Genomic DNA, 22,808 nt, shown 5'->3' on the forward strand with positions numbered 1-22,808 from the left:
CAGGCTACGCGGGTGGGCCGCAAGCCGCAAGGAGGCCAGACCATGAAAATTACCGTGGATATCGATTGTACGCCAAAAGAATTGCGCAGCTTTTTCGGCTTGCCTGATTTAGAGCCCTTGCAGCAGGAAATCATGGCGCAAATGCAACGCCGGGCGAGCGAGGGGCTGAGTGCCGAAGATCTTCAGCAGATGATGAGCGGCTGGATGACCGGGGCCAGCACGGGCATGGAGCAGTTTCAAAAGCTTGTGCAGGCTGCCATGACCAGCACCAAGCCTAAAAGCTGAGCCATGGACGCCGCACAGGACAGTATTTTTGCGCTGGCCAGTGGCCATGGCCGGGCTGGGGTTAGTGTTGTGCGGCTGTCTGGCCCCCGGGTGATGGCGGCTTTGGCCAGCCTGACGCGGAAAAGCCCTCCGCCGCCGCGTCTGGCATCAGTGCGCCGACTTTATGATCCGCAATCAGGGGCTTTGCTGGATGAGGCTTTGGTTCTGGTTTTTGCCGCACCCGCCAGCTTCACCGGTGAGGATGTGGTGGAATTGCATCTTCATGGTGGGCGGGCGGTGGTAGCCTCGGTTCTGGAGGGTTTATCAAAAATCAAAGGCCTGCGAGGCGCAGAGCCGGGGGAATTTACCCGCCGTGCTTTTGAGCAGGGGCGGATGGATCTGACGGAGGCCGAAGCCATCAATGATCTGGTGATGGCACAAACAGCGGCCCAACAGCAACAGGCGCTGCGGCAGATGGGCGGCGCCCTCGGGCGGATTTATGAAGATTGGCGCCAGCGGCTGATGCATGCCTATGCCCGGATCGAGGCCGATATCGATTTTCCCGATGAAGATCTGCCAGAAGATATAGTGGATACGCTCCGCCCAGATATGATGCGCCTGCTGGATGAAATCAGCACCCATCTTGGCGATGATCATCGGGGCGAGCGACTGCGCGAGGGCGTGTCCATTGTTTTGCTGGGTGCGCCCAATGTTGGAAAATCAAGCCTTTTAAATGCGTTATCTAAAAAGGATGCCGCGATTGTTTCAGATATTGCGGGAACCACCCGCGATGTGATTGAGGTGCAGATGAATCTGTTGGGCTATCCTGCCAGCCTGATCGATACGGCGGGCATCCGGGAAGCCGGAGACAGTATTGAAAGCGAAGGCGTGCGCCGAGCGCTGGACAAGGCGCATCAGGCGGATATTCGGGTTCTTCTGCTCGATGCCGCTGCGCATATCATTGGGGATGGAGATGATCCCGGAGATCACGCGCCTGTCTTTGATCTTTCGCATCTGCCAGCCGATCTTGTGCGCTTGCGGGATGATGCAGATATCATCCTTTTGAACAAGGCGGATCAACTCACCCACCCCCCTTATGGGCGCCAGCCAGGTGAGGAGAGGCTTTTTGTGATCTCGGTGACCGCAGATCGCGGGATTGCGGACTTATTGGAGGCGCTATCGCATCGGGTGATGGAATTATGCGATGTGCGGGAAGCCCCGGCGCTCACCCGCATTCGCCACCGCCAAGCCCTTGAAGACGCCCAAGCCTGTTTGCAACGCTACATGCAGGCGGATGCCGAGCATAGGGATCCGGTGCTGGCCGCGGAGGATATCCGCATGGCGGCGCGGGCGGTGGGGCGGATCACCGGGCAGGTGGATGTGGAGTCGATGCTGGATATCGTCTTTTCCTCATTCTGCATTGGAAAATAGTGTAAAATCTTGTGGCTTACGAGGAGTGCTGGCCGATGTTTCACGTGAAACATTGCTATTCAGCCACTCTGTTTTCGATAAGGCGCGCCCAACAAACGTGCAATGACGTTTGACCTTTTGATCGCCCGAACATAAGGTGCGGCACAGGTGCAAGCGATGATAGGCTTGGCCAAATCAGTCAATCTGAAAAGGGTGCCGGGTGAACGATTCCTTTGATGTGATCATTATTGGCGGTGGCCATGCTGGCTGCGAAGCCGCTGCGGCCTCGGCGCGCATCGGGGCGAGAACCCTTTTGCTTACCCACCGTCTGGATCATATCGGGGTGATGTCGTGCAATCCGGCGATTGGCGGATTGGGCAAGGGCCATCTGGTTCGTGAAATTGATGCTTTGGATGGCCTGATGGGGCGGGTGGCCGATGCCTCGGGGATTCAATTTCGCCTGCTCAATCGGCGCAAGGGGCCGGCCGTGCAGGGGCCGCGTTGTCAATCGGATCGCGCCCTTTATGCTCGCGCTATGCAAGATCATTTGGCCAATATTGCGGGGCTGACGCTGCGTGCGGCTTCTGTCGAAGATCTGATTATCGATCAGAATGCCGATGCGGGTGCAAAAGTTACGGGTGTTGTGCTGGCGGACGGTGCGGTGGTGCGCGCCCCGCATGTGGTTTTGACCACCGGCACATTTTTGCGCGGCCTTATTCATCTGGGTCCAAAAACCATCCCCGCCGGCCGTATGGGCGAAGCGCCGGCGGTGGGCTTGTCCCTTTCTCTTGAGCGTGCGGGTTTTAGCCTTGGCCGACTGAAAACCGGAACGCCGCCCCGGCTGGATGGGCGCAGCATCGATTGGTCCCAATGCGAAGAGCAGCCGGGCGATCAGCCGCCGGTCCCATTTTCCACCCTGACCAGCCAGATCACGGTTCCACAGATTTCATGCTATATCACCCGTACCACCCGCGAAACGCATCAGGTGATCAGCGATAATCTGCATTTATCTGCGATGTATTCCGGGCGGATCGAAAGCCGTGGTCCCCGCTATTGCCCATCCATCGAAGATAAGATCGTGCGCTTTGCCGATAAGGATAGCCATCAGATCTTTCTGGAGCCCGAAGGTTTGGATAGCCATCTGGTTTATCCCAATGGCATTTCAACGAGCCTGCCCGCAGATGTACAACTGGCCCTGATCCACACCATGCCCGGCCTGCAAAAAGCCGAGATCGTGCGTCCCGGCTATGCCATTGAATATGATTATATCGATCCCCGCGAATTGCGCCCAAGCTTAGAGACACGGCGCGTTTCCGGCCTTTATCTGGCAGGCCAGATCAATGGCACCACTGGCTATGAAGAGGCAGCGGCCCAAGGGCTTTTGGCGGGAACGAATGCTGCTTTGTCTGCGTCAGGTGCTGCACCCTTCATTCTGGATCGCGCCGATGCTTATATGGGCGTGATGATCGATGATCTGATCACCCGGGGCACCGCCGAGCCCTATCGGATGTTTACCAGCCGGGCAGAATATCGCCTGCATTTGCGGGCGGATAATGCCGATCAAAGGCTGACGGAAAAAGGCCTGGCCATCGGCCTGGTGGGGCCGGAACGGGCGGCGCATTGGCAGGATAAATCCGATCAGTTGGATCGGGCGCGCCAGCAGCTTCAGGCTTTGCATACCACTCCCGATGAGGCGGGTTCCTATGGGATCAGCCTGCGCAAGGATGGCCGCCGCCGCACGGCTTTCGAGCTTTTGAGCTATCCGGAAATCGATCCCGATGCCTTGCGCCGCGTTTGGCCTGAAGCGATGGCGGCTTTGCAATCCGAGGCTTTGGAACAGGTGCGGATCGAAGCCCGCTATGCCACCTATCTGGATCGTCAGGCCCATGATATTGCCGCCTTCAGAAAAGACGAAGGGCTGACCATTCCGGCGGATTTCGATTTTGCCGATCTTCCGGGGCTATCGAATGAATTGCAGGAAAAATTCGCACAGGCCCGGCCCGCGACCTTGGGGGCTGCGGCACGGATTTCCGGAGTGACCCCGGCGGCCCTGACCCTTATCCTGTCGCATCTGAAAAAACGAACGAAAGCGGCATGAGCAGGGGGCTTCAATCTATGGGTTCGCTCAGCGTCAGATCGCCAGACTTGTGGCCAGCGAGCTTGGCAAAAGAGCGGCTCGATGTTTCACGTGAAACATATGAGCGCTTGTGCCTTTATGAAGCGCTTTTGAAAAAATGGCAGGCAAAGATCAATCTGATTGGCCCGGTAACCGTGGATCATATCTGGACGCGCCATTTTCTTGATAGTGCTCAGATAGTGGCGCAGGTTCGTGATCATTCGTCTTTGTATCCGGGGGCGGAAAAGGGTGAAAAGCCAAGCTGGTTGGATCTGGGGGCCGGGGCGGGATTTCCCGGCCTTGTGCTGGCCTGTTTTGATGCGGGCCCCGTGCATCTGGTGGAAAGCGATCAGCGTAAATGCAGCTTTTTGCGGCAGGTAATCCGGGAAACCGGGGTGAATGCCACCATCCACCACAGCCGGATCGAGCAGCTTGCGCCTTTTCCGGTGGATATCATCACCGCCCGCGCCCTGGCCCCATTGGATCAGCTTTTGGCTTATGGGGAAAAATTCTGCACACCTCAAAGTGAATACTGGTTTTTGAAGGGACGGTCCGTGCAAGAGGAATTGACCCGCTGCCAACAATCCTGGACAGTTGAGGCGGAGCTTTTTGAAAGCTGGACCGACCCCCAGGCAATCCTCATTCAGATAAGGGCGGCAAGCCGTGCAGGATAAAAAACCCATAAGCCCCCGGATCATTGCCGTTGCCAATCAAAAGGGCGGGGTGGGGAAAACCACGACCGCCATCAATCTGGCAACCGCCTTATCGGCCATCGGGAAAAAGGTGATGATCCTTGATCTTGATCCGCAGGGGAATGCCTCCACCGGATTTGGGATTGATCGCGCGCAGCGGTCTTTATCGTCTTATGATCTGGTGATGGGCGAAGCCGATATAGCCTCGGTCTTGGTGAAAACGGGGATTCCCGGGCTTTATGTGGTGCCCTCGACCATCGATCTTTCCGGCGCTGATATGGAATTGGTGACCATGCCGCGCCGGGCTTATCGCCTGCGGGATATGCTGGAAAAAGATCCCGGCCTTGCTGGCTTTGATTATGTTCTGATCGATTGTCCGCCGTCGCTTTCCCTGCTCACCTTGAATGCCCTGACGGTGGCGGAACAGGTCTTGGTGCCCTTGCAATGTGAATTTTTCGCCCTTGAAGGCTTATCGCTTTTGCTGCGGACGATCGAGCGGGTGCGGTCAAGCTATAATCCATCTTTGGCCATTGCCGGTGTGGTGCTGACCATGTTTGACAAGCGCAATCGCTTGAGCGAGCAGGTCGCCCGGGATGTGCGCGATTATCTGGGGGATGTGGTGTTCAAAACCGTGATCCCGCGCAATGTGCGTGTATCAGAAGCGCCAAGCCATGGAAAACCCGCGCTTTTATATGATCACCGCTGTTCGGGCAGCCAGGCCTATATGAAATTGGCCAGTGAAGTTTTGCGCAGAGAAGGAAGGGCACGGGCGGCATGAGCGATCCTCAGCAAACAGCAAAGCCAAAAACGCGGGCGGTTCAGCGGGGTTTGGGCCGGGGGCTTTCTGCCCTGATGGATGATTATCCGCTGGATGAGGGCCATGATACACAAGGACGGGCCGGTGGGCGCGATGGGGATGGGGTGCGGGTTTTGCCGATCCATCATCTGATGGCCAATCCGTTTCAGCCCCGGCGGATCTTTGATGCGGAAGAACTGCAATCGCTGGCCGAATCTATTCGGGAAAAAGGCGTGTTGCAGCCCATTCTGGTGCGAAAATCGGCCAAAGATGGCGCTGATGGGCCGCGTTATGAAATCATTGCCGGGGAGCGGCGCTGGCGGGCATCCCAAAAAGCGGGCCTGCATGATGTCCCGGTTCTGGTGCGCGATCTGGATGATCGGGCGGCGCTGGAAGTGGCGATCATCGAAAATATCCAAAGGCGCGATCTTTCGGCCATCGAAGAAGCGCAGGGTTATCTGCGCTTGATCGATGATTTCGGCCATAAGCAGGATGAAATCGCTAAGGCTGTGGGGAAATCCCGCAGCCATATCGCCAATCTTTTGCGTCTGCTCAGCCTGCCTGAAGCGGTGCGGCATATGGTGGATGATGGCCGCCTGAGCATGGGCCATGCCCGTGCCTTGATCGGTACTTCTGATCCTTTGGCTTTGGCGAAAAAAGCCATCGAGGGGGAATTGAGCGTGCGGGCGGTGGAAAAGCTCGTCAATGCACAAAAAGATCAGCGAAAAGTGCCAACAGCCAGCCAATCATCATCCTCTTCATCAGTGGGTCATAAGCCCGGCACATTCCGGAAAGACGCCGATACCCGGGCTTTGGAGCAGGATCTCAGCCAATCTTTGGGTTTTGTTGTGAGCATCGATCATAAGGGGGATGCGGGCGGGCAGGTCACGATCCGCTATGCCTCATTAGAACAGCTTGATGATCTGTGCCAGGCGCTGATCGAGCGCTAAAGCAGTACCACATTGCGTGAGAGCGGCAGGAAAAAGGCTGGTGCGATTCTTTAGAAAACCGTACCAACCCATTGATCCAAGAGCCTTATGATCCAACGGCTCGCGACATGATCGAGCGCAGATGCCGGGCCGCAAAAGACAGCTTCGCCACCGAAAGGGGGCCGCTTGATTTCAGATCAGCCAAAAGCCGATCTGCCCGCATCCGGGTCATGTCCTGCTCTTTAAACCAGAGGCTCACGGCTTCCGCCCCCTGATCGCTGGCGGTATTTTGCAGGATATAGCGGGTGAGTTCCCGTTGTTGATCGGCCAGATCATCCAAAACCGCCCGGGCGGCCAAACGATCCCAATGATCTTCGGTTGAAATCAACTCGCTGGTCTGGCGCAGCCAATCAAAGCCGATGCATTCCCCCACTTCGGAAAAAGCGCGGCCCACATCCACCACATCCCGGCCCAAAGCCATGGCCACTTTTTGCACATCGCAGCAAAACCCGAGCATCTGCAGGGAAACCACCCGGCGTGCGAGCTCAAGGGGCGAGCCTTGTTCTTGATACATCGCCACCCGGGTTTGATAGGCCTCCCGCGACAGGGGGGATAAAACCTCTTCCGGTTGTGCCAAAAGGGCCGCCACCCCATCGCCATAGGTTTCGATCAGGGGTTTGAGGGCCAAAGGGCGATCTTCATTGCGCAAAAACCAGATGGTTTGCTGTTTGATCAGGGTGGTCAACTCCAGATGCATCAGGGTTTGAATGGTTGAGGGCACCTGATGATCAAGAGCATCGATCTGTGGCCATAGGCTATGCAGCCGGAAAATATCCCGCACCACCAGAAAAGCGCTGAAAATCTGATCAACACCAAGGCCGGTTTCCTCGCGCACCTCATAAACAAAGGTCAGCCCGGCGCGATTCACCACCTGATTAACCAAAATGGTGGCGATCATTTCCCGGCGCAAGCGATGATTTTCCAAGGATTTTGGAAAGCGTTCCACCAGAATATCAGGAAAGCCCAAGCATAATTCAGGCTGTAAAAATGGATCATCCAAAAGATCAGCCCGGGTCATGACGGCTTTCAGACTGAGCTTGGCATAAGCCATGAGGACCGATAATTCCGGTCGGCTCAGCCCTTTTTGCGTCACCGCAAGTTCGGAAAACTGCTCTTCGCTGGGCAGAAATTCGATATCGCGATCCAGCGTTCCCTCGCGGGCAAGGGTGCGGATGAGGCCGGCATGGCTTTCCCGGGCGCCTGCAGCTTGCGCCTCGGCGTGGCTAAGGGCTTGTGTCTGCAGATAATTGTCTTCCAAAACAATAGCGGCCACGGCATCCGTCATCTCGGCTAAAAGCGAGTCGCGGTTTTGGGGTTTTAGGGTGCCTGTGGCCATGGCATCGGCCAGCAGGATTTTGATATTGACCTCTTTATCCGAACAATCGACACCGGCGGAATTATCGATGAAATCGGTATTGATCCGGCCGCCGGCGCGGGCAAATTCGATTCGCGCTTTCTGGGTCATCCCCAGATTAGCCCCTTCGCCCACACAGCTTGCCCGCAATTCGCTCGCATTGATCCGCAAGATATCATTGGCCCGGTCGCCGGCATCGGCGTGGCTTTCTTCCGTGGCTTTCACATAGGTACCGATCCCCCCAAACCACAAAAGATCGGCTTTGGCCTTCAGGATATGATGGATCAGTTGGGTGGGGGTGAGGCTGTCTTTGTCGATCCCCAAAAAGGCTTTGATCTGCGGGTTGAGGCGGATGGATTTGGCACTGCGCGACCACACCCCGCCGCCTTCGGATATGAGGCTGGTATCATAATCCGCCCAGCTTGATCGGTTGAGCGCAAATAAACGCTGGCGCTCCTTGAAGCTGGCATCAGCATGGGCTTCGGGATCGGGATCGATGAAGATATGGCGATGATCAAAAGCAGCGCGCAGGCGGATGGCACGGGATAAAAGCATGCCATTGCCAAACACATCCCCCGACATATCCCCCACCCCGATCACGGTGAAAGGATCGATGTCCACATTCAGCCCGCGTTCGCGGAAATGGCGCTCCACTGAAACCCAGGCACCCCGGGCGGTAATGGCCATGGCTTTATGGTCATAGCCCTGGCTGCCGCCGGATGCGAAGGCATCGCCGAGCCAGAATTTGCGTTCTTTGGCGATCTGGTTGGCAATGTCGGAAAAGCTTGCGGTGCCTTTATCGGCGGCAACCACCAGATAAGGATCATCCTCATCATGGCAAAGAACCCGATCCGGATGCGTCAGCGTTCCATCCACAAGATTATCGGTGATCGATAACAGGCTGCAGATAAAGCGTTTATAGCAGGCGATCCCTTCATCCAGAATGGCTTCACGATCCCCGCCCGTGGGCAGATTTTTGGGAACGAAGCCCCCCTTTGCGCCCACCGGCACGATCACCGCATTCTTCACATGCTGGGCTTTCACCAGCCCTAAAACTTCGGTCCGGAAATCCTGGCGCCGATCCGACCAGCGCAAACCCCCGCGCGCCACCGGCCCCCAGCGCAGATGCACCCCTTCAACACGCGGAGAATAAACAAAGATTTCCCGCCATGGCCGGGGCAAGGGCGCTTCATCCACATCATGGGACCTGATCTTGATGGCAAGGCCTGTAGTGCCATCCGAGCCTTTGTCGCAATCAAGGGATTGATAGAAATTGGTGCGAACGCTGGCTTTGATCAGGCTGAAAAAGGCCCGCAGGATGCGATCCTCATCAAGGCCCGTGACCTGATCGAGCGCTTCATGAAAGCGGCTTTCAAGGCTAGCCACCCGCGCATCACGCTGATCATCTTTTGTCCCATCGGGGGTCCCATCGGGATCAAAGCGGGCCGCAAACAGATCAAACAGATCGCGGCTGATCTGGGGATGATCGCGCAGGCATCGGGCCACATAGACCTGACCGAAAGGCAGGCCAAGCTGCCGCATGAAGCGGCTATAGGCGCGCAAAACCACGATCTGCCGGGCGGTGAGGCTGCAATCAATGGCCAGGCTGTTGAAGCTGTCGTCTTCCACCCGCCCGGTCCAGACATGAACCAAAAGATCTTCGACCAAGGGCTTGAGCGTTTTGATATCGAGATGGGCACCGGATTTGAGCAGGAAGAAATCATGAATGCAGCCGCCTTCCTCGCGCTCCAGCTCATAGGCATGTTCGCTGATCACCTTCAGGCCCAGATGCTCGAGCATCGGCAGGCACTGGCTCAGGGGGATGATCTCGCTGCCATGGTACATTTTGAGCCGCAGGGCATCGGGGCGGTCGGTTTCCCGGCGATACAGATCAAAGCCGATGCCTTCACTCTGGCGCAGGGCATGGATTTTGGCAATGTCGAGCACACCATGATCAGGATCGAAATCTTCCTGATAACCAAGCGAGAAAATCTGGCCATAGCGATTATAAAGATGGATACCATCCTCTTCGCCATGGCGCTCCACCAGATGTTCGCGCAGCAATTCGGGCCAGCCCTTTACGGCTTCGGCCAGCCTTTGATCGATCATCGCCTCATCGGCTTTGGGAACCTGGCCGGGCTTGGTGCGGATGATGAAATGCCAGCGGGCCATCACATCATCGGATAGCTGGGCGTAATAAACCGAAATTTCGCCATTGAAGGCATCGCATAAAATGCTTTCAACGGCCTGACGCAGCCCGGAATGATAAACATCGCGCGGCACATAAACGAGAGCCGAAACAAAACGCTCGAATTGATCGCGACGGATGAAGGCCCGGGGGCGGGGCCGTTCAAGCAGATGCAAAACCCCAAGGCCGGTGCGCAAAAGCCGCCCTTCCTCGATCTGGAAGAGTTCATCGCGGGGAAAGGTTTCCAGAATATGGCGCAGGGCCTTACCGGCATGGCTGCGTTTGTCGAATAGGGCGCGCTTTTGCACATTTTCCACCTTGCGGCGCAAAAGCGGCGTGTCATAGGGGCTTTCGGCATAGGCCTGGGATGTGAAAAGGCCGGTAAAGCGGCGCTCGCCAATCACGCCGCCGTCTTCGTTATAAATTTTGACCCCCACATAATCCATATGCACCGGGCGATGCACTGTGGCCTTTACATTGGCTTTGGTAATGATCACCGGCTTATCGGGCTGGGCCAGAAAATGGCGGATTTCCGCTGAAATCGCGGTCAGCCCCTGGGTGCCGCGCAGGATGAAGCGATTGGGATCGCGCAAAATGCCCAGGCCCGATTTTTCCACGGCATGAAAATCGCTGTCTGTTGCATCGCCATCAAAGCGATATTCCCGATAGCCCAGAAAGGTAAAGTGATCCGCCCCCAGCCAGCGCAGAAAGCGGATGGTTTCTTCCTGATCATCAGGATCGATGGGCGGGGGATTGACCGTCAGCGATGCCACTGTTTCATCGATTTTGGCAATCATCGCCCGCCAATCTTTCACGCTGGCGCGCACATCATGCAAAATGGTTTCGATCACGCGCTTGATATCTTCGAGCACGGCAGGATCGGATTGGGCATCGATCTCGATATACATGCATGATTCACGGCCATCACCGCGTTCATGGCCCCGTTCAAAGCTAACGGCCCCGATAAATTTCCGCCGCTTTCCGGTTTCATCGCGATCCATCATCACAATGGGATGATGCACCGCATGGAGGCGATAGCGATGGGTAACGGCCAAACCGCCGGTGATCGAATCCACCAGAAAAGGCATATCATCATTGACGATGGCGATGGCGGTGTGGGCTGTGCCCCAGCCGCCTTTCAGGCTGCGTGGGTTAAAAACCTCGATCTTGGGCTGCCCGGCTTTTCGGGTAGCGCTCATCTGCCACAGATGAAAGGCAATGGCATAAAGGGTCTCGGGCGATTGAGCGATCACATCATCGGGCGATGCATGGGCATAAAAAACATCAAGAAAGCGCAGAAAATCGTCGCGTTCTTTTTTCGGGGCATTTTTCCCTGCGATCTGGATCACCTCGGCGATCACTGCGTCTTTGTGCTCAAAGGGGTTCGAGCCGTTCACATCCATCTCATTCATCCAAAAAATTGATTATCGGGGGGCAATAGGGTCATAAGGGGTGTCATTGTCTTCAGGCTCTCCCCTGATAAGGCCGCATCATGGCATCAGCCGGGCAGGCACAGGCCCCCGCAGCCCGAAAAGGGGCGGTTGCCATCAAGGGGAGAATATATGAACAGCGCATCGGCTTTTTTGCCTGAGAAAATCAGTCTTTTGCTCATCTCATATTGTGCATAAGGGTGCAAGGCGAGATCGGCAATCAAAAGATGAATTGATCAGTGGCGTCCATTGCGGCCGCTGCGATCTTCCAGATGGCCGATCAGGGCGGCGGCCAGATCAAGGCCGGTCACGGTTTCAAATTGTTCCAGATCACAAATCGGGTCCACGTCCACCACCAAAGGCCCGGCATCGGATCGCACCAGATCCACCACCGCGGCTTGCAGGCCCAGAGCGGAAACGGCTTTGCTGGCAATCTTTCGTTCAAGGGCGGTGGGCCGGGCTTTCACAGCCCTGCGCGGGGAAATATCGCCCTGGCTCAGGGGGGATTTCCCCTCAGGATCGGGCTGCAAAAGCAAAGAGGCATGAATTTTTCGCCCCAGAACAAAGCAGCGCAAAGCCGCACCATTGGCTTGGGCGATATAATTCTGAACCAATATATGCGCCCGCAAGCCCCGCATCGCCGCCAGCACGGATTGCGCCGCTTTCCGCGTATCCACAATGACCGCGCCCCGATCTTCGCTGCCTTCCAGAATTTTCAGCATCAAAGGCGCGCCGCCCAAAAGCTTCACCAGATGGGCATTGCTGTCGGTGGCATTGGCAAAGCCCATATCGGGTTGGGGAATGGCCCGCCGGGCGAGCTTTTGGCTGGCATGAAGGCGATCCCAGCAGGCGGCAAGCGCCGCAGAATTATTCAGGCTGCGAATGCCGCTGGTTTCAAATTGCCGCAAAAGGGCAAGGCCATAAACCAGATCGGTCGCGGTCAGCCAGGGCAGGGCGATATCAAAGCGGGGCAGAGCCTCGCCATTCAGATGCGCCCGAAGCTGGCCCTGTTCAACCGACATATAGCAGCGATTGACATCAAGCGCGTGAATTTCATGCCCCCGCGCCTGTGCCGCTTCGATGATCCGTTCGCAGATGGCCAGCCCGGGGGCCCCATGAAGCAGGGCAATCCGCAAAGGCCGGTCGGCGGCATGAACATGGGGCAGGTCGTCATAAACCGATAGATCAAGGCTGCCCTGAATACAGGATCGGGTCACATCCACCAGAATGCCATCCTCAAGAGCGCGTCGCCCCAAAAGCATCCGATAAGACATGGTCTCGCGATTGGTCAGGGAAATTTCAATGGGCCAGAGGCGATCACCCAATCGGGCATGGGTGCGGATGATGGGGCGCAGTTCAGTCTCGCCATTCGATGAGGTGATCTCGCGTTGGCCGATGAGTTCGGCTTCGCAGAAAATCTCGATTTCCGGGCGTTCCGGCAGGGGGTGAAGGCCAAAACGGATATAATCGGCTTGGTTTTTCCTGAAGGGATGAACGGAAAAGGCGTGAAGGGACGACGTTTGGGCGCCGGTATCGATCTTGGCACGCACGCCGGGAATGGCCAGATCAGGCAGCGCCACCCATTCTTCCCAGCCCACACTGAAAGTCATCCGCACTTCTGCCCTTTAATCCTGATCATGCGTTCGTTTAGCCGTTCACGTAGCGATTGTGGCCGGTTCAGGGAAAGGGCGCAATCCTTGTTAGCGATGGATCATGTATCCTTATCGGTGAGCCGGCTGATCAGTTTGAAAAAAACCGGGATGAAGAAGGTGGCGATGAAGGTGGCGGCCAGCATCCCGCCAATGACCCCGGTTCCGATGGCATGGCGGCTCGATGCCCCGGCCCCGGTGCTGAGCGCCAAAGGAACGGCCCCCAGGGTAAAGGCAAGGGAGGTCATCACAATGGGGCGAAAGCGCAGGCGGGCGGCATTGAGGGCGGCATCTTTGAGCGATTCCCCGGCTTTTCTTTGCAGCATGGCAAATTCGATGATCAGGATAGCGTTTTTCGCGGAAAGCCCGATCAGGGTCAAAAGCCCGATCTGGAAATAAAGATCATTATCCAGCCCCCGCAGCCATGTGGCCAGAACCGCTCCGAACACCGCAAAGGGTACAGCTGTGAGCACGGCAATCGGCAGGGTCCAGCGTTCATATTGCGCGGCTAAAATCAAGAATACCATGATGATACCGAAACCGAACGCCAGCCCACCACTGCCCGAAGCCACTTTTTCCTGATAAGTGGAGCCAATCCAGCCCAGACTGTAATTTTCATCCAGGGTTTCGGCGGCCACAGCTTCAATGGCGGCCAAAGCCTCGCCCGAACTATAGCCCGGCGCGGGTTCGCCCATGATTTTTGCGGCAGGAAAGTTATTGAAGCGGTCGATGACATCAGGCCCCACGATCCGCTCCACACGCACAAGGCTGGCCAAAGGCACCAGATCGCCATTTTGCGCCCGCACAAAAACATGGCGCAGATCATCGGGGGTGCGGCGGAAATCGGCTTCGGATTGCAGATTGACCCGATAATTGCGGCCATAAAGGGTGAAATCATTGACATAAAGGCTGCCAAAGGTGCTTTGCATCGTCGCATAAACCTGATCGATGGGGATATCGAGCGCCCGCGTTTTGTCCCGATCAAGGGCAATGAAATATTGCGGCGTGCCCACCGAAAACAGCGATCGCACGGCTTGCAGTTCGGGGCGCGCATTGGCGGCTTCCACCAGCTTGTTGGCCATGGCGGCCAATTCATCGCTGCTTTGCCCACCGCGATTTTGCAAATAGCCCTCAAAACCGCCGGTCATGCTGATGCCATTGATCGGCGGCGGATTGAAGGCAAAGATCTGCGCCCCCTTTAAATCCGAGGCCATGCCCATGAATTTACCCACCAAAGCCTGGGCGTTTTGCCCGGGTTCCATGCGTTCCGACCAATCCTTGAGCGGCACGAAAGAGACGCCGCTATAGGTTTTCTGGGCAAAGGTGAGGATATCGAAACCCGATACGGTGACCACCGATTTCACCGCGGCATCGTCAATCAGCCTTTCGGTCATGGTTGTGGTGATGTCTCTTGTGCGATCAAGGGATGCGGCAGGGGGCAATTGATAAGCCATCAGCACATAGCCCTGATCTTCCGAGGGCAAAAGCCCCGCGGGCACCTGTCGGAACAGCACAACCGTCAGCCCGATCAGGCCGCCAAACAGCAGCAAGGCAAAAACGCTGTGGCGCAAAAGCCCGGAAACCCCACCCATATAGCCATCTGTGGTTTTCGTGAAAGCCCGGTTAAACCAGCGAAAGGGGGCCGCCGGGGTTTTGTGGGTGGGCTTCAGTAACAGGGCGCATAAAGCGGGTGTGAGGGTGAGGGCGACAAGGCCCGAAATGGCCACAGAAACCGCAATCGTTACGGCAAACTGCCGAAACATCTCACCACTCAGCCCGCCCAGAAAGGCCACCGGCACAAACACCGCCGATAAAACCAGAACGATGGCGATCACCGGCCCGGCCACCTGCTCCATGGCTTTCAGCGACGCCGCTTTGGGGTCGAGCTTTTCCGATGTCATCAGCCGCTCGACATTTTCGATCACGATGATCGCATCATCCACCACAATACCAATGGCCAGAACCATGCCAAACAAGGTCAGCAGATTGATGGAAAATCCCAAAACATACATGCCGGCAAAAGTGCCGATGATCGAGACCGGAATGGCCAGCAGGGGGATCAATGTAGCGCGGGCATTCTGCAGGAACAAAAAGACCACAAGGGCCACAAGGATCACCGCTTCGCCAAAGGTTTTGACCACCTCCTCGATCGAGACCTTCACAAACATCGTGGTGTTAAAAGGGATGTTGTGGGCAATGCCTTCAGGAAAGCGGGTGGAAAGCTCATCCATTTTATCGGAAACGGCCGCCGCTGTTTCCAGGGCATTGGCACCCGGTTGCAGATAAATGGCGATGGGCACGGCGGTTTTGCCAAGAGCGGTGGCGGTTTGGCCATATTGCTGGGCGCCCAGCTCGATCCGGGCCACATCCCCCAGATGAAGGCTGGCCCCGGTGGCATCGGATCGCAGGATGATCTGCTCAAATTCGGATGCCTCGATCAGCCGCCCCCGGGTGGATACGCTATAGGTAAAAGCCTGATCAGCGGACATGGGTTCCTGACCGAACTGTCCGGCGGCAAATTGGGCATTCTGTTCGCGGATGGCGGCGGCCACATCGGCGGCGGTCAGGCCATATTGGGCGAGCTTATCGGGCTTCAGCCAGATCCGCATGGAATAATCACGGGCGCCAAATTGGGAAGCATCCCCCACACCGGGCAGGCGCTTTAATTCGTCGATCACATTCAAAAGGGCATAATTGCTGATGAAGGTGGAATCATAGCGCCCATCGGGCGAGGTCATGGCCACCACCAAAAGGATGGAGCTGCCCCGCTTTTCCACCTTGATCCCTTGCCGGCGCACCTCTTCGGGCAGGCGGGCTTCGGCGATTTTCACCCGGTTATTGACATCGATAGCGGCCTGATCGGGATCGGTGCCGATCTTGAAGCTGATATTCAACGACAGCGCCCCATTGGTGCTGGTTGAACGCATATAGATCATATTGCTCACCCCGTTGATTTCCTGCTCCATGGGGGCGGCAACGGTGGTGGCGATGGTTTCGGCATTGGCGCCGGGATAGCTGGTCGTCACCACCACTTCGGGCGGGATGATCTGGGGATATTGCTCGATCGGCAGGCTGCGCATCGCGATCAGCCCGGCCAGCACGATGACGATTGCCAACACGCCGGAAAAAACCGGGCGATTGATGAAAAAGCGGGAAAACATCAGCTGCGGCTCCCCTTTTCAGCCGCATTGACCGGGGCGCTCGATGGCTTGGGATCTGCGGTTCCCGGGGCCAACGGCTGGCCCGGTCTTACCCGCAAAAGCCCTTTGGTCACAATCCGATCACCGGCTTTAAGGCCTGAGTCTATGATCCAGCCATCCTGATAAAGGGGGCCGGTTTGGATCGCCGCACGCTGGGCGATATTTTGCGCATCGATGCGATAGACATAAGCCCCGTTCTGATCCTGCATCACCGCCGTTTGGGGAATGACGATGGCATCGGGCCGGGTCAATCCCCCCAGATGAACCCGCACGAATTGCCCGGGCAACAGATGATGATCGGGATTGGGAACCACGGCCCGGGCTTTCACCGTGCCGGTGGTGGGATCGATGGTGGCGGCGGTGAAATCCACTCGGCCTTCTGCCGCATGCATCCGGCCATCCGCCGTTTCCAGCCGGGCGTTCAGCGGGCCATCAACCGATTTGATCAGCTGCCCATTGGCCAGCAGGCGCTGCAGCGTCAGCCAGCTTTCATCGGGGATGGAAAAATCCACATAAAGGGGATCCAGCCGGGTGAGCCGGGTGAGGTCGCTGTTTTCGGGGGTGGAGCCAACCAGATTGCCCACGGATTGAATCTCGGTCCCCGTCACCCCATCAAAGGGAGCGCGCACGGTGGTGTAATCCAGATTGATCCGAGCGGCATGAACCCGGGATTTGGCCAAAGCAACACCGGCAATGGCCACTTCGCGATTGGTATAGGCATCATCGCGGCGCTGTTCGCTGATATTTTTGTTCGCATAAAGATCGCGCGCACGCTGCCATGTGCGTTCGGCTGATCTCAGGGTGACCTCAGCTTGTAAAAGCGCGGCTTCGGCCTCCTCCATCGCTGCCTCGAAGGGTTCGGGGTCGATCTCAAACAATATATCGCCCGCTTTCACCTTTGCCCCTTCGCTATAGGGGCGCTCGATCAAAGTGCCTTCGACCCGGGCTTTGATGATGGCATCCAATGATCCCGCCGTGCGCCCGGAATACACATCCTCGATGGCGATATCTGCGGTTTTTACGGTCATCGCCTCAACCGCGACCGGGCCCTGATCGCCCTTGTCGTTCTGTCCATTGCCGCCCTTTTCACCGCAGGCAGACAGGAACAAAACCCCAGCCAGCACAAGGCTGAGGGGGAACGATTGTCGTTCACGCCACATAAAAGATCTCCGGTCGCTGCGTTATGAATTAAAGGCTCATCATGCTGGCCTTGCACCATGAGGCGCATTAATATACATTCTTAAATGTATGTAAAGAAAAAATCCTGATTGGGGATGGATGATGGTCAGGCGGACAAAGCAGGAAGCCTATGAAACGCGGGAAAATCTGCTTGATGCGGCCGAGCGGGTTTTTATGGAGCGGGGGGTTTCGCGCACCAGTCTTGAGCAGATCGCGCAGGCTGCCGGGGTCACCCGGGGGGCGCTTTACTGGCATTTTGAAAATAAATCCGATTTGTTCAATGCCATGGTTGATCGGGTGCGCATGCCGATGGAGCGCAGCTTTTATCAGCTTCTCGATAGTACCGACAGCCTCGATGATCTGCAGGCTTTATGCATCAATTGCCTGATCGATATGCATCATGATGAACAGATGCGCCGGGTTTATACGATTCTGCTTTTGAAATGCGAATATGTGGCCGATATGGCGGGTTTGGTGGAGCGTGAACACACTGCCCGCGCCGAGGTGGTCCGGTCGCTCACCGATTTTTTTACGCGCTTGCACGGGAATGGCAGGATTTTGCCGGCGGCGGGGGCCTCTCCCCGCACATTGGCTTTGGGGCTGTATGGCCTGATGCGCGGCCTTCATACCGATTATCTGCGCGCCCCCGATGAATATGATATCGAGCGGGATGCCGCCTTTTTGGTGGGGCATTTTTTCTCGGCCCTCAGGACCAACCCCGCGCTCAATCCAGGGCCCAACCCTGATGCGGCCTTAAAATCCTCGAAAAAGCCACAGGGTCTGCCGATCCACCAGATATAAAAAACCAGCCGATCTGACCGTTTGGCCTGAGCGACTGGTTTTTAAAAACTGGAGCGGGCGATGAGATTCGAACTCACGACCCCAACCTTGGCAAGGTTGTGCTCTACCCCTGAGCTACGCCCGCATATGGGTCCGGCCAATGACCGGGTAACGCCGGGACTATACGCATCGGCAAGAAGGATGCAACAGACTTTTTTCTCAAACCGGGTAAGACAAAACCGGCATCAGCGTTACCGGCAGGCGATATAAGGGCCTTGGGGTTGAGAGTCCAGCGAAAAAGAGGGTTTTTGACGGATAAGAAAGCGATCTCTTGTCTGGTCAATCTCTCAAAAGATGTTAAAAACCGGCCAAGAGTTTCATATATGCCATGATACCCATAGATGGATGGCGGTGGCTGCCCCGCGTTTTTGAAATGGACCGGCAAAAAACAGGCATAAGCCCTGAAGGACAGGAAAAATGGACCATCTGATTTCTTCTACCTCTGGGGCGTCGGCGGCGTCTCTTGGCCAAAATGATCTGATCCGGGATGCCGATGCCCGCTCTTTTGTGAAAGATGTGCTGGAAGGCTCGAAAGATCGTCCGGTTCTGGTCGATTTCTGGGCGGAATGGTGTGCACCCTGCAAGCAGCTTACCCCTATGCTTGAAACGCTGGTGCGGGGGCATAAGGGCAAGGTGGCCCTGATCAAGGTGGATATCGAAAAAAATCGCGATATCGCCGCGCAATTGCAGATTCAATCCGTGCCCACGGTTTATGCCTTTTATAAGGGCCAGCCGGTGGATGCCTTCCAAGGCGCCTTGCCCGAAAGTCAGGTGCGGGCTTTCATCGATCAGTTGATCAAGCTTTCAGGCGATCCCGGTGATGGCCTTGATGCGATGATCGATCAGGCTTTTGCGGCCCTCGATGCCGATCAGCCCGCCGAAGCCCTGCGTATTTTGGGGGGGCTGAGCCATGCCGAGCCTGATCACAGCCGCATTCTGGGGGGGATGGCGCAGGCCTATCTGGCTTTGGGGCATGTTGAGGAAGCCCGGGCCCTTTTGGCCGATATTCCGGCCGATAAAGCCAATGATCCCGCCATCATGAAGGCGCAGGCGGCGCTGGAACTGGCCGATCTGGCAAAAGAAGTGGGCGATCTCGATAGCCTTGAAGCCGCCCATAGGGCGCAACCGGATGATCATCAGGCGCGCTTTGACCTGGCCCGGGCTTTGGCGGCGTATCAGCGCCCGGAAGAAGCGGCCGAGCATCTGATTGCCATCATCAGCACGGATCGCGATTGGAATGAGGGGGCGGCCCGGGCAGCTTTGCTAAAATTATTTGAATCAAAAGGTCCAACCGATCCCTTTACCTTGCGCTGGCGGCGGCGTTTATCGTCCGTCTTGTTTTCCTGATATGATCTTTTTTGCTGTTGGGACCGTTCATAGGAATGAAGACTTTCAGGTGGAGAGAGACAATGGCTGAATCCGTCTCGCCGAGTGAAGAGCAATTGCCGACCGTGATACCGGTGTTCCCGCTGCTTGGGGCGCTGTTATTGCCGCGCGGTGAAATGCCCCTCAATATTTTCGAGACCCGCTATGTGCAGATGGTCCGTGATGCCATGGGCTCGGATCGCATTATCGGGATGGTTCAGCCGCGCAGCACGCCTCAGTCTATTGCAGGCGGGCAGGGCAATGATGGGGCGGGCCTGTATGAGATCGGTTGTGCCGGGCGCATCTGCTCTTTCGCGGAAACCGATGATGGGCGCTTTCTCATCAGTCTTAAGGGGGTGAGCCGCTTTCGCATCGAAGAAGAATTGTCCAGCCTCACACCTTATCGCCAGATGAAGGTGGATTATGGCGATTTTGAAGAGGATCGGGCCATTCCCGCCCGCCGTGCCGGGGTGGATCGCGATGCCCTTTTGGGCAGCCTCACCCGCTTTTTGGAACAGCGCGGGCTGAATGCCGAATGGTCATCCATTGAAAAAGCTCCTGATGAGCTTCTAGTCAATTCGCTGGCCATGATCTGCCCGTTCGAGCCCGCCGAAAAGCAGGCTTTGCTGGAAGCCCGCAGCCTGACCGAGCGAACCCAAACCATGATCACTTTGATGGAATTCTCCCTTGCCGATCCCACGATTGATGAAGATGATGATCGCCCGCCGCAGATGCCGAATTAAACCGCGCGCTTTCGTGAAGGCCCGTTCATGCCCCCTCATGCCTGTTTAGGGGGATTGTGATCCCCATAAAGGACAGCCCCGATGGAAAAAGATCTGATCGATCCGAAATTACTGGAAATTCTGGTGTGTCCGCTGACCAAAACCACCTTGCGCTATGATCGCGCGGCTCAGGAACTGGTGAGCGAAGCAGCCGGGCTTGCCTTTCCCATTCGCCATGGGGTGCCGATCATGCTGGCGGATGAAGCCCGCGCGCTCGATCAGGCCTGATCGGCTTTTTTTCGTGCCCCAAAAGCCGGTTGTTCATCGGCTGCTCATCCAAAATTTTCTAAACCCCTATCATGATGCTGAAACCTTTGGGCTTGATCAGGATCGATACAGCCGGATATGTGGAGAATGATAGTGGTTGGAAACAAAATCCGGTCGATGATGATCGGCCTGCTTTTGGTTTTTTGGGCAAGCGGGGCTTGGGCCGATCCGGTTCTGGAGGCCGTGCGCGCTGAAGCCGCCAGCATTTCCGCCGATGATTACCGCCTCATTCGCATTTACACGGATAATTCGGGTAAAACCCGGCAGCGTCGGGCGGCTTATGATCCTACCCGCCCGGATGGCGAAGAATGGCTTTTGCTGGAACGCAATGAACAGCCGCCATCCGATAAATATCAGCGCAAATATGAACAATCCGAAGAACGCGGGGCGCCCGAAACCTATGGCCGGATCCTGAATTATCTGGATGGCGAGGTCAGCCTTTTATCGCGCACCAAAGAGCAATCCACCTATCAGATCAGGCGTTTGGGCGTGGGTTCCATCCTTTTGGAGGGGGACGATATTTCCGACCGGATTTCTGGTGAAGCGGTGATTGATACCCGCACCAACAAGCCGCTGGTCACAGAAATCCGCTTAAAGGTCGAAGAGTCTTTCAAGCCCCATTGGCTGGTACGGATCCATGAAGGTACGGGGGTGATCCGCTTTGAAAGGCTGGCCGATGGCACCCCGGTGATCCGCCAGCAAAGCCTTGCGGTCAGCGGCGGGCAGCCTTTTGGTTCCATCGATTACAGGGTTGAATTTTTATATCGGGATTATCAGCCGGTGCGGGAAGATCGGCCTTCGGTCAAAACCTCATCCACAGCAAAACACCGTCCTTGAGCCTTTTTTTCGGGCCTCAAACAGCCTTATCCATTAAACAGCCTGGCCCTTCAACAGGCGCGGCAGATGGCCCACCGTGCCCCGAGCATGGCTGATGAAAAACCGCTTTAAAAATGGCATCTTATTGACCAGCCCCAAGCCCAGATCCCGGGCTTGCCGGATGGGGGCAATATCATTTGAAAATAATCGGTTCAAAGCATCGGTCACAACCGCAAGGGTCACATTATCGGTACGCCGCCAGCGCTGGTAACGTTCCAGCACAAAGGGGCTGCCGATATCTTCGCCCCGGCGGGCGGCTTCAACCAGCACTTCGATCAGCGCGGCAATATCGCGCAGGCCCATATTCAGCCCCTGCCCGGCGATGGGGTGAATGCCATGGGCGGCATCGCCGATCAGGCACAGGCGCCGATCGATGATGCGCTCGGCCATATGCAGACCCAAAGGATAGCTCCATCGCGGCCCGGCAATGCTGACTTTACCTAGAAAATCCCCCACCCGCTTTTGTACTTCGGCCTCAAAACCACGGGCAGACAGGGCCATGATGGCCTCGGCGCAATCGGCGCGCACGGTCCACACCAAAGAGGATCGATTGCCTTTAAGGGGCAGGATGGCAAAAGGCCCATCAGGTAAAAAGCGTTCATGGGCAATGCCGCAATGGGGCAATTCATGATCGATGCTGGCAACGATACCCGCCTGATCATAGCGCCATTGCGGGGTCAGAATTCCGGCCTCGGCCCGCAGGCTGCTGTTGCGTCCATCGGCGGCAATGATCAGGCGTGCCGCCAGATGCTGGCCATTCGACAGCACAATTTCGGCCTGATGATCGGTGCGGCTGATGGAGAGGGGGCGAGCGGGCGCGATCTGGTGCAGATTCTGGAATTGCCCGGCGCGGAAAAACAGGGCCTGGCGCAGATGCCGGTTTTCCACCATCTGGCCAAGGGGCTGATCCCCCACGTCCGCCTCATCGAAATGCAAAAACAAGGGCGAAGCGCCGTCAGACACCCGGATTTCATGAATGGGCTGGGCGGTTTCTTCCAAGGGTGACCAAATATCAAGGGCACGAAACATCTCGACCGAGGCAAAAGCAATCGCTGAACAGCGGCCATCATAGGCTTCATGGGTCAGATCGGGCGGCGATGCGGCATCGATCACGGCTACCTCAAGCCCATAATGGGCAAGCCCGCAGGCGGCGGTCAAACCGGCCATGCCGCCACCAATAATTGCGATATCAACCTTTATATCACCATGATCAGGCATAAAATCCGTTCCTGTTACCCTGTGTTCGGGCGTCTTGTGCAGATGATGATCATAGTCTAGCGCTGAACGCTTTGCTGTGTCATCTCTCTTGGGCCGTCTATTGGGTTGGCATTCCTCTTGGGCTCATTTATTTTCGCATGATGATGATACGGGGCAAGACCAACAACAGATGCCACAGAAAAGCAACAGGCAA

Annotated in this window: 16 protein-coding genes and 1 tRNA gene; 11 read left to right on the forward strand and 6 right to left on the reverse strand. The window is 56.6% G+C overall.

Going from position 1 to position 22,808, the window contains the following annotated elements:
* The first annotated feature begins 42 nt into the window (after positions 1 to 42).
* From AQ1_RS13725 to AQ1_RS13750, 6 genes are all read left to right on the forward strand, one after another.
* Entirely contained in the window at positions 43 to 285 is a 243-nt protein-coding gene (locus tag AQ1_RS13725; protein WP_042088239.1) for a DUF6489 family protein, read from the forward strand.
* 3 nt (positions 286 to 288) lie between these two features.
* A complete protein-coding gene (gene mnmE / locus AQ1_RS13730) occupies positions 289 to 1,695 on the forward strand; it encodes a tRNA uridine-5-carboxymethylaminomethyl(34) synthesis GTPase MnmE (protein ID WP_042088241.1) in 1,407 nt (468 codons plus the stop codon).
* A gap of 199 nt (positions 1,696 to 1,894) precedes the next feature.
* A complete protein-coding gene (mnmG, locus tag AQ1_RS13735) occupies positions 1,895 to 3,772 on the forward strand; it encodes a tRNA uridine-5-carboxymethylaminomethyl(34) synthesis enzyme MnmG (protein WP_042088243.1) in 1,878 nt (625 codons plus the stop codon).
* A gap of 17 nt (positions 3,773 to 3,789) precedes the next feature.
* Positions 3,790 to 4,464 carry a 16S rRNA (guanine(527)-N(7))-methyltransferase RsmG gene (gene rsmG, locus AQ1_RS13740; protein ID WP_042088245.1) on the forward strand — a complete coding sequence of 225 codons (675 nt, stop codon included), beginning with the start codon at positions 3,790 to 3,792 and terminating at the stop codon, positions 4,462 to 4,464.
* Complete coding sequence (locus AQ1_RS13745; RefSeq protein ID WP_042088247.1) at positions 4,454 to 5,260, forward strand: ParA family protein; 807 nt, start codon at positions 4,454 to 4,456, stop codon at positions 5,258 to 5,260. The genes rsmG and AQ1_RS13745 overlap by 11 nt, the downstream gene beginning before the upstream one ends.
* Positions 5,257 to 6,228 carry a ParB/RepB/Spo0J family partition protein gene (locus AQ1_RS13750; protein ID WP_042088249.1) on the forward strand — a complete coding sequence of 324 codons (972 nt, stop codon included), beginning with the start codon at positions 5,257 to 5,259 and terminating at the stop codon, positions 6,226 to 6,228. The genes AQ1_RS13745 and AQ1_RS13750 overlap by 4 nt, the downstream gene beginning before the upstream one ends.
* 85 nt (positions 6,229 to 6,313) lie before the next feature.
* On the opposite strand, the gene AQ1_RS13755 is transcribed toward AQ1_RS13750, so the two are convergent.
* From AQ1_RS13755 to AQ1_RS13770, 4 genes are all read right to left on the reverse strand, one after another.
* A complete protein-coding gene (locus AQ1_RS13755; RefSeq protein ID WP_161760629.1) occupies positions 6,314 to 11,206 on the reverse strand; it encodes an NAD-glutamate dehydrogenase in 4,893 nt (1,630 codons plus the stop codon).
* A 269-nt stretch (positions 11,207 to 11,475) separates the two neighbouring features.
* Positions 11,476 to 12,849 (reverse strand): RimK family alpha-L-glutamate ligase, encoded by a 1,374-nt coding sequence (locus AQ1_RS13760; RefSeq protein WP_042088252.1) that lies wholly within the window; start codon positions 12,847 to 12,849, stop codon positions 11,476 to 11,478.
* A 101-nt stretch (positions 12,850 to 12,950) separates the two neighbouring features.
* A complete protein-coding gene (locus AQ1_RS13765; protein WP_042088253.1) occupies positions 12,951 to 16,049 on the reverse strand; it encodes an efflux RND transporter permease subunit in 3,099 nt (1,032 codons plus the stop codon).
* A complete protein-coding gene (locus AQ1_RS13770; protein ID WP_042088255.1) occupies positions 16,049 to 17,248 on the reverse strand; it encodes an efflux RND transporter periplasmic adaptor subunit in 1,200 nt (399 codons plus the stop codon). Before AQ1_RS13770 ends, AQ1_RS13765 begins: the two co-directional genes overlap by 1 nt.
* A gap of 121 nt (positions 17,249 to 17,369) precedes the next feature.
* On the opposite strand from AQ1_RS13770, the gene AQ1_RS13775 reads away from it, so the two are divergent.
* Positions 17,370 to 18,068: a TetR family transcriptional regulator gene (locus tag AQ1_RS13775; RefSeq protein ID WP_042088461.1), complete on the forward strand. Its 699-nt coding sequence runs from the start codon at positions 17,370 to 17,372 to the stop codon at positions 18,066 to 18,068.
* 49 nt (positions 18,069 to 18,117) lie between these two features.
* On the opposite strand, the gene AQ1_RS13780 is transcribed toward AQ1_RS13775, so the two are convergent.
* Positions 18,118 to 18,192: transfer RNA gene (locus AQ1_RS13780), tRNA-Gly, on the reverse strand.
* 332 nt (positions 18,193 to 18,524) lie between these two features.
* Between AQ1_RS13780 and trxA the strand changes: the two genes are divergently transcribed.
* The 4 genes from trxA to AQ1_RS13800 all read left to right on the forward strand — a co-directional run bounded on the left by trxA (position 18,525) and on the right by AQ1_RS13800 (position 21,358).
* A complete protein-coding gene (gene trxA, locus AQ1_RS13785; protein WP_042088257.1) occupies positions 18,525 to 19,454 on the forward strand; it encodes a thioredoxin in 930 nt (309 codons plus the stop codon).
* Between the two features lie 62 nt (positions 19,455 to 19,516).
* Positions 19,517 to 20,215: an LON peptidase substrate-binding domain-containing protein gene (locus AQ1_RS13790; RefSeq protein WP_042088259.1), complete on the forward strand. Its 699-nt coding sequence runs from the start codon at positions 19,517 to 19,519 to the stop codon at positions 20,213 to 20,215.
* Positions 20,216 to 20,296: 81 nt separating this feature from the next.
* Positions 20,297 to 20,482 carry a Trm112 family protein gene (locus AQ1_RS13795; protein WP_042088260.1) on the forward strand — a complete coding sequence of 62 codons (186 nt, stop codon included), beginning with the start codon at positions 20,297 to 20,299 and terminating at the stop codon, positions 20,480 to 20,482.
* Positions 20,483 to 20,614: 132 nt separating this feature from the next.
* Positions 20,615 to 21,358: a hypothetical protein gene (locus AQ1_RS13800; RefSeq protein ID WP_150006666.1), complete on the forward strand. Its 744-nt coding sequence runs from the start codon at positions 20,615 to 20,617 to the stop codon at positions 21,356 to 21,358.
* Positions 21,359 to 21,391: 33 nt separating this feature from the next.
* Here AQ1_RS13800 and AQ1_RS13805 read toward each other — a convergent pair whose 3' ends face one another.
* Positions 21,392 to 22,615 carry a UbiH/UbiF/VisC/COQ6 family ubiquinone biosynthesis hydroxylase gene (locus tag AQ1_RS13805; RefSeq protein WP_042088264.1) on the reverse strand — a complete coding sequence of 408 codons (1,224 nt, stop codon included), beginning with the start codon at positions 22,613 to 22,615 and terminating at the stop codon, positions 21,392 to 21,394.
* Between the last annotated feature and the right edge of the window lie 193 nt (positions 22,616 to 22,808).

This window comes from Iodidimonas nitroreducens, assembly GCA_000710935.1.
Classification (GTDB): Bacteria; Pseudomonadota; Alphaproteobacteria; order Sphingomonadales; family Rhodothalassiaceae; genus Iodidimonas; species Iodidimonas nitroreducens.

Coding starts and splice junctions, on each gene's coding strand:
- AQ1_RS13725 (WP_042088239.1), top strand. CDS start 43: ATGAAAATTACCGTGGATATCGATTGTACGCCAAAAGAATTGCGCAGC.
- mnmE (WP_042088241.1), top strand. CDS start 289: ATGGACGCCGCACAGGACAGTATTTTTGCGCTGGCCAGTGGCCATGGC.
- rsmG (WP_042088245.1), top strand. CDS start 3,790: ATGGGTTCGCTCAGCGTCAGATCGCCAGACTTGTGGCCAGCGAGCTTG.
- AQ1_RS13750 (WP_042088249.1), top strand. CDS start 5,257: ATGAGCGATCCTCAGCAAACAGCAAAGCCAAAAACGCGGGCGGTTCAG.
- AQ1_RS13760 (WP_042088252.1), bottom strand. CDS start 12,849: ATGACTTTCAGTGTGGGCTGGGAAGAATGGGTGGCGCTGCCTGATCTG.
- AQ1_RS13765 (WP_042088253.1), bottom strand. CDS start 16,049: ATGTTTTCCCGCTTTTTCATCAATCGCCCGGTTTTTTCCGGCGTGTTG.
- AQ1_RS13770 (WP_042088255.1), bottom strand. CDS start 17,248: ATGTGGCGTGAACGACAATCGTTCCCCCTCAGCCTTGTGCTGGCTGGG.
- AQ1_RS13775 (WP_042088461.1), top strand. CDS start 17,370: ATGGTCAGGCGGACAAAGCAGGAAGCCTATGAAACGCGGGAAAATCTG.
- trxA (WP_042088257.1), top strand. CDS start 18,525: ATGGACCATCTGATTTCTTCTACCTCTGGGGCGTCGGCGGCGTCTCTT.
- AQ1_RS13790 (WP_042088259.1), top strand. CDS start 19,517: ATGGCTGAATCCGTCTCGCCGAGTGAAGAGCAATTGCCGACCGTGATA.
- AQ1_RS13795 (WP_042088260.1), top strand. CDS start 20,297: ATGGAAAAAGATCTGATCGATCCGAAATTACTGGAAATTCTGGTGTGT.
- AQ1_RS13805 (WP_042088264.1), bottom strand. CDS start 22,615: ATGCCTGATCATGGTGATATAAAGGTTGATATCGCAATTATTGGTGGC.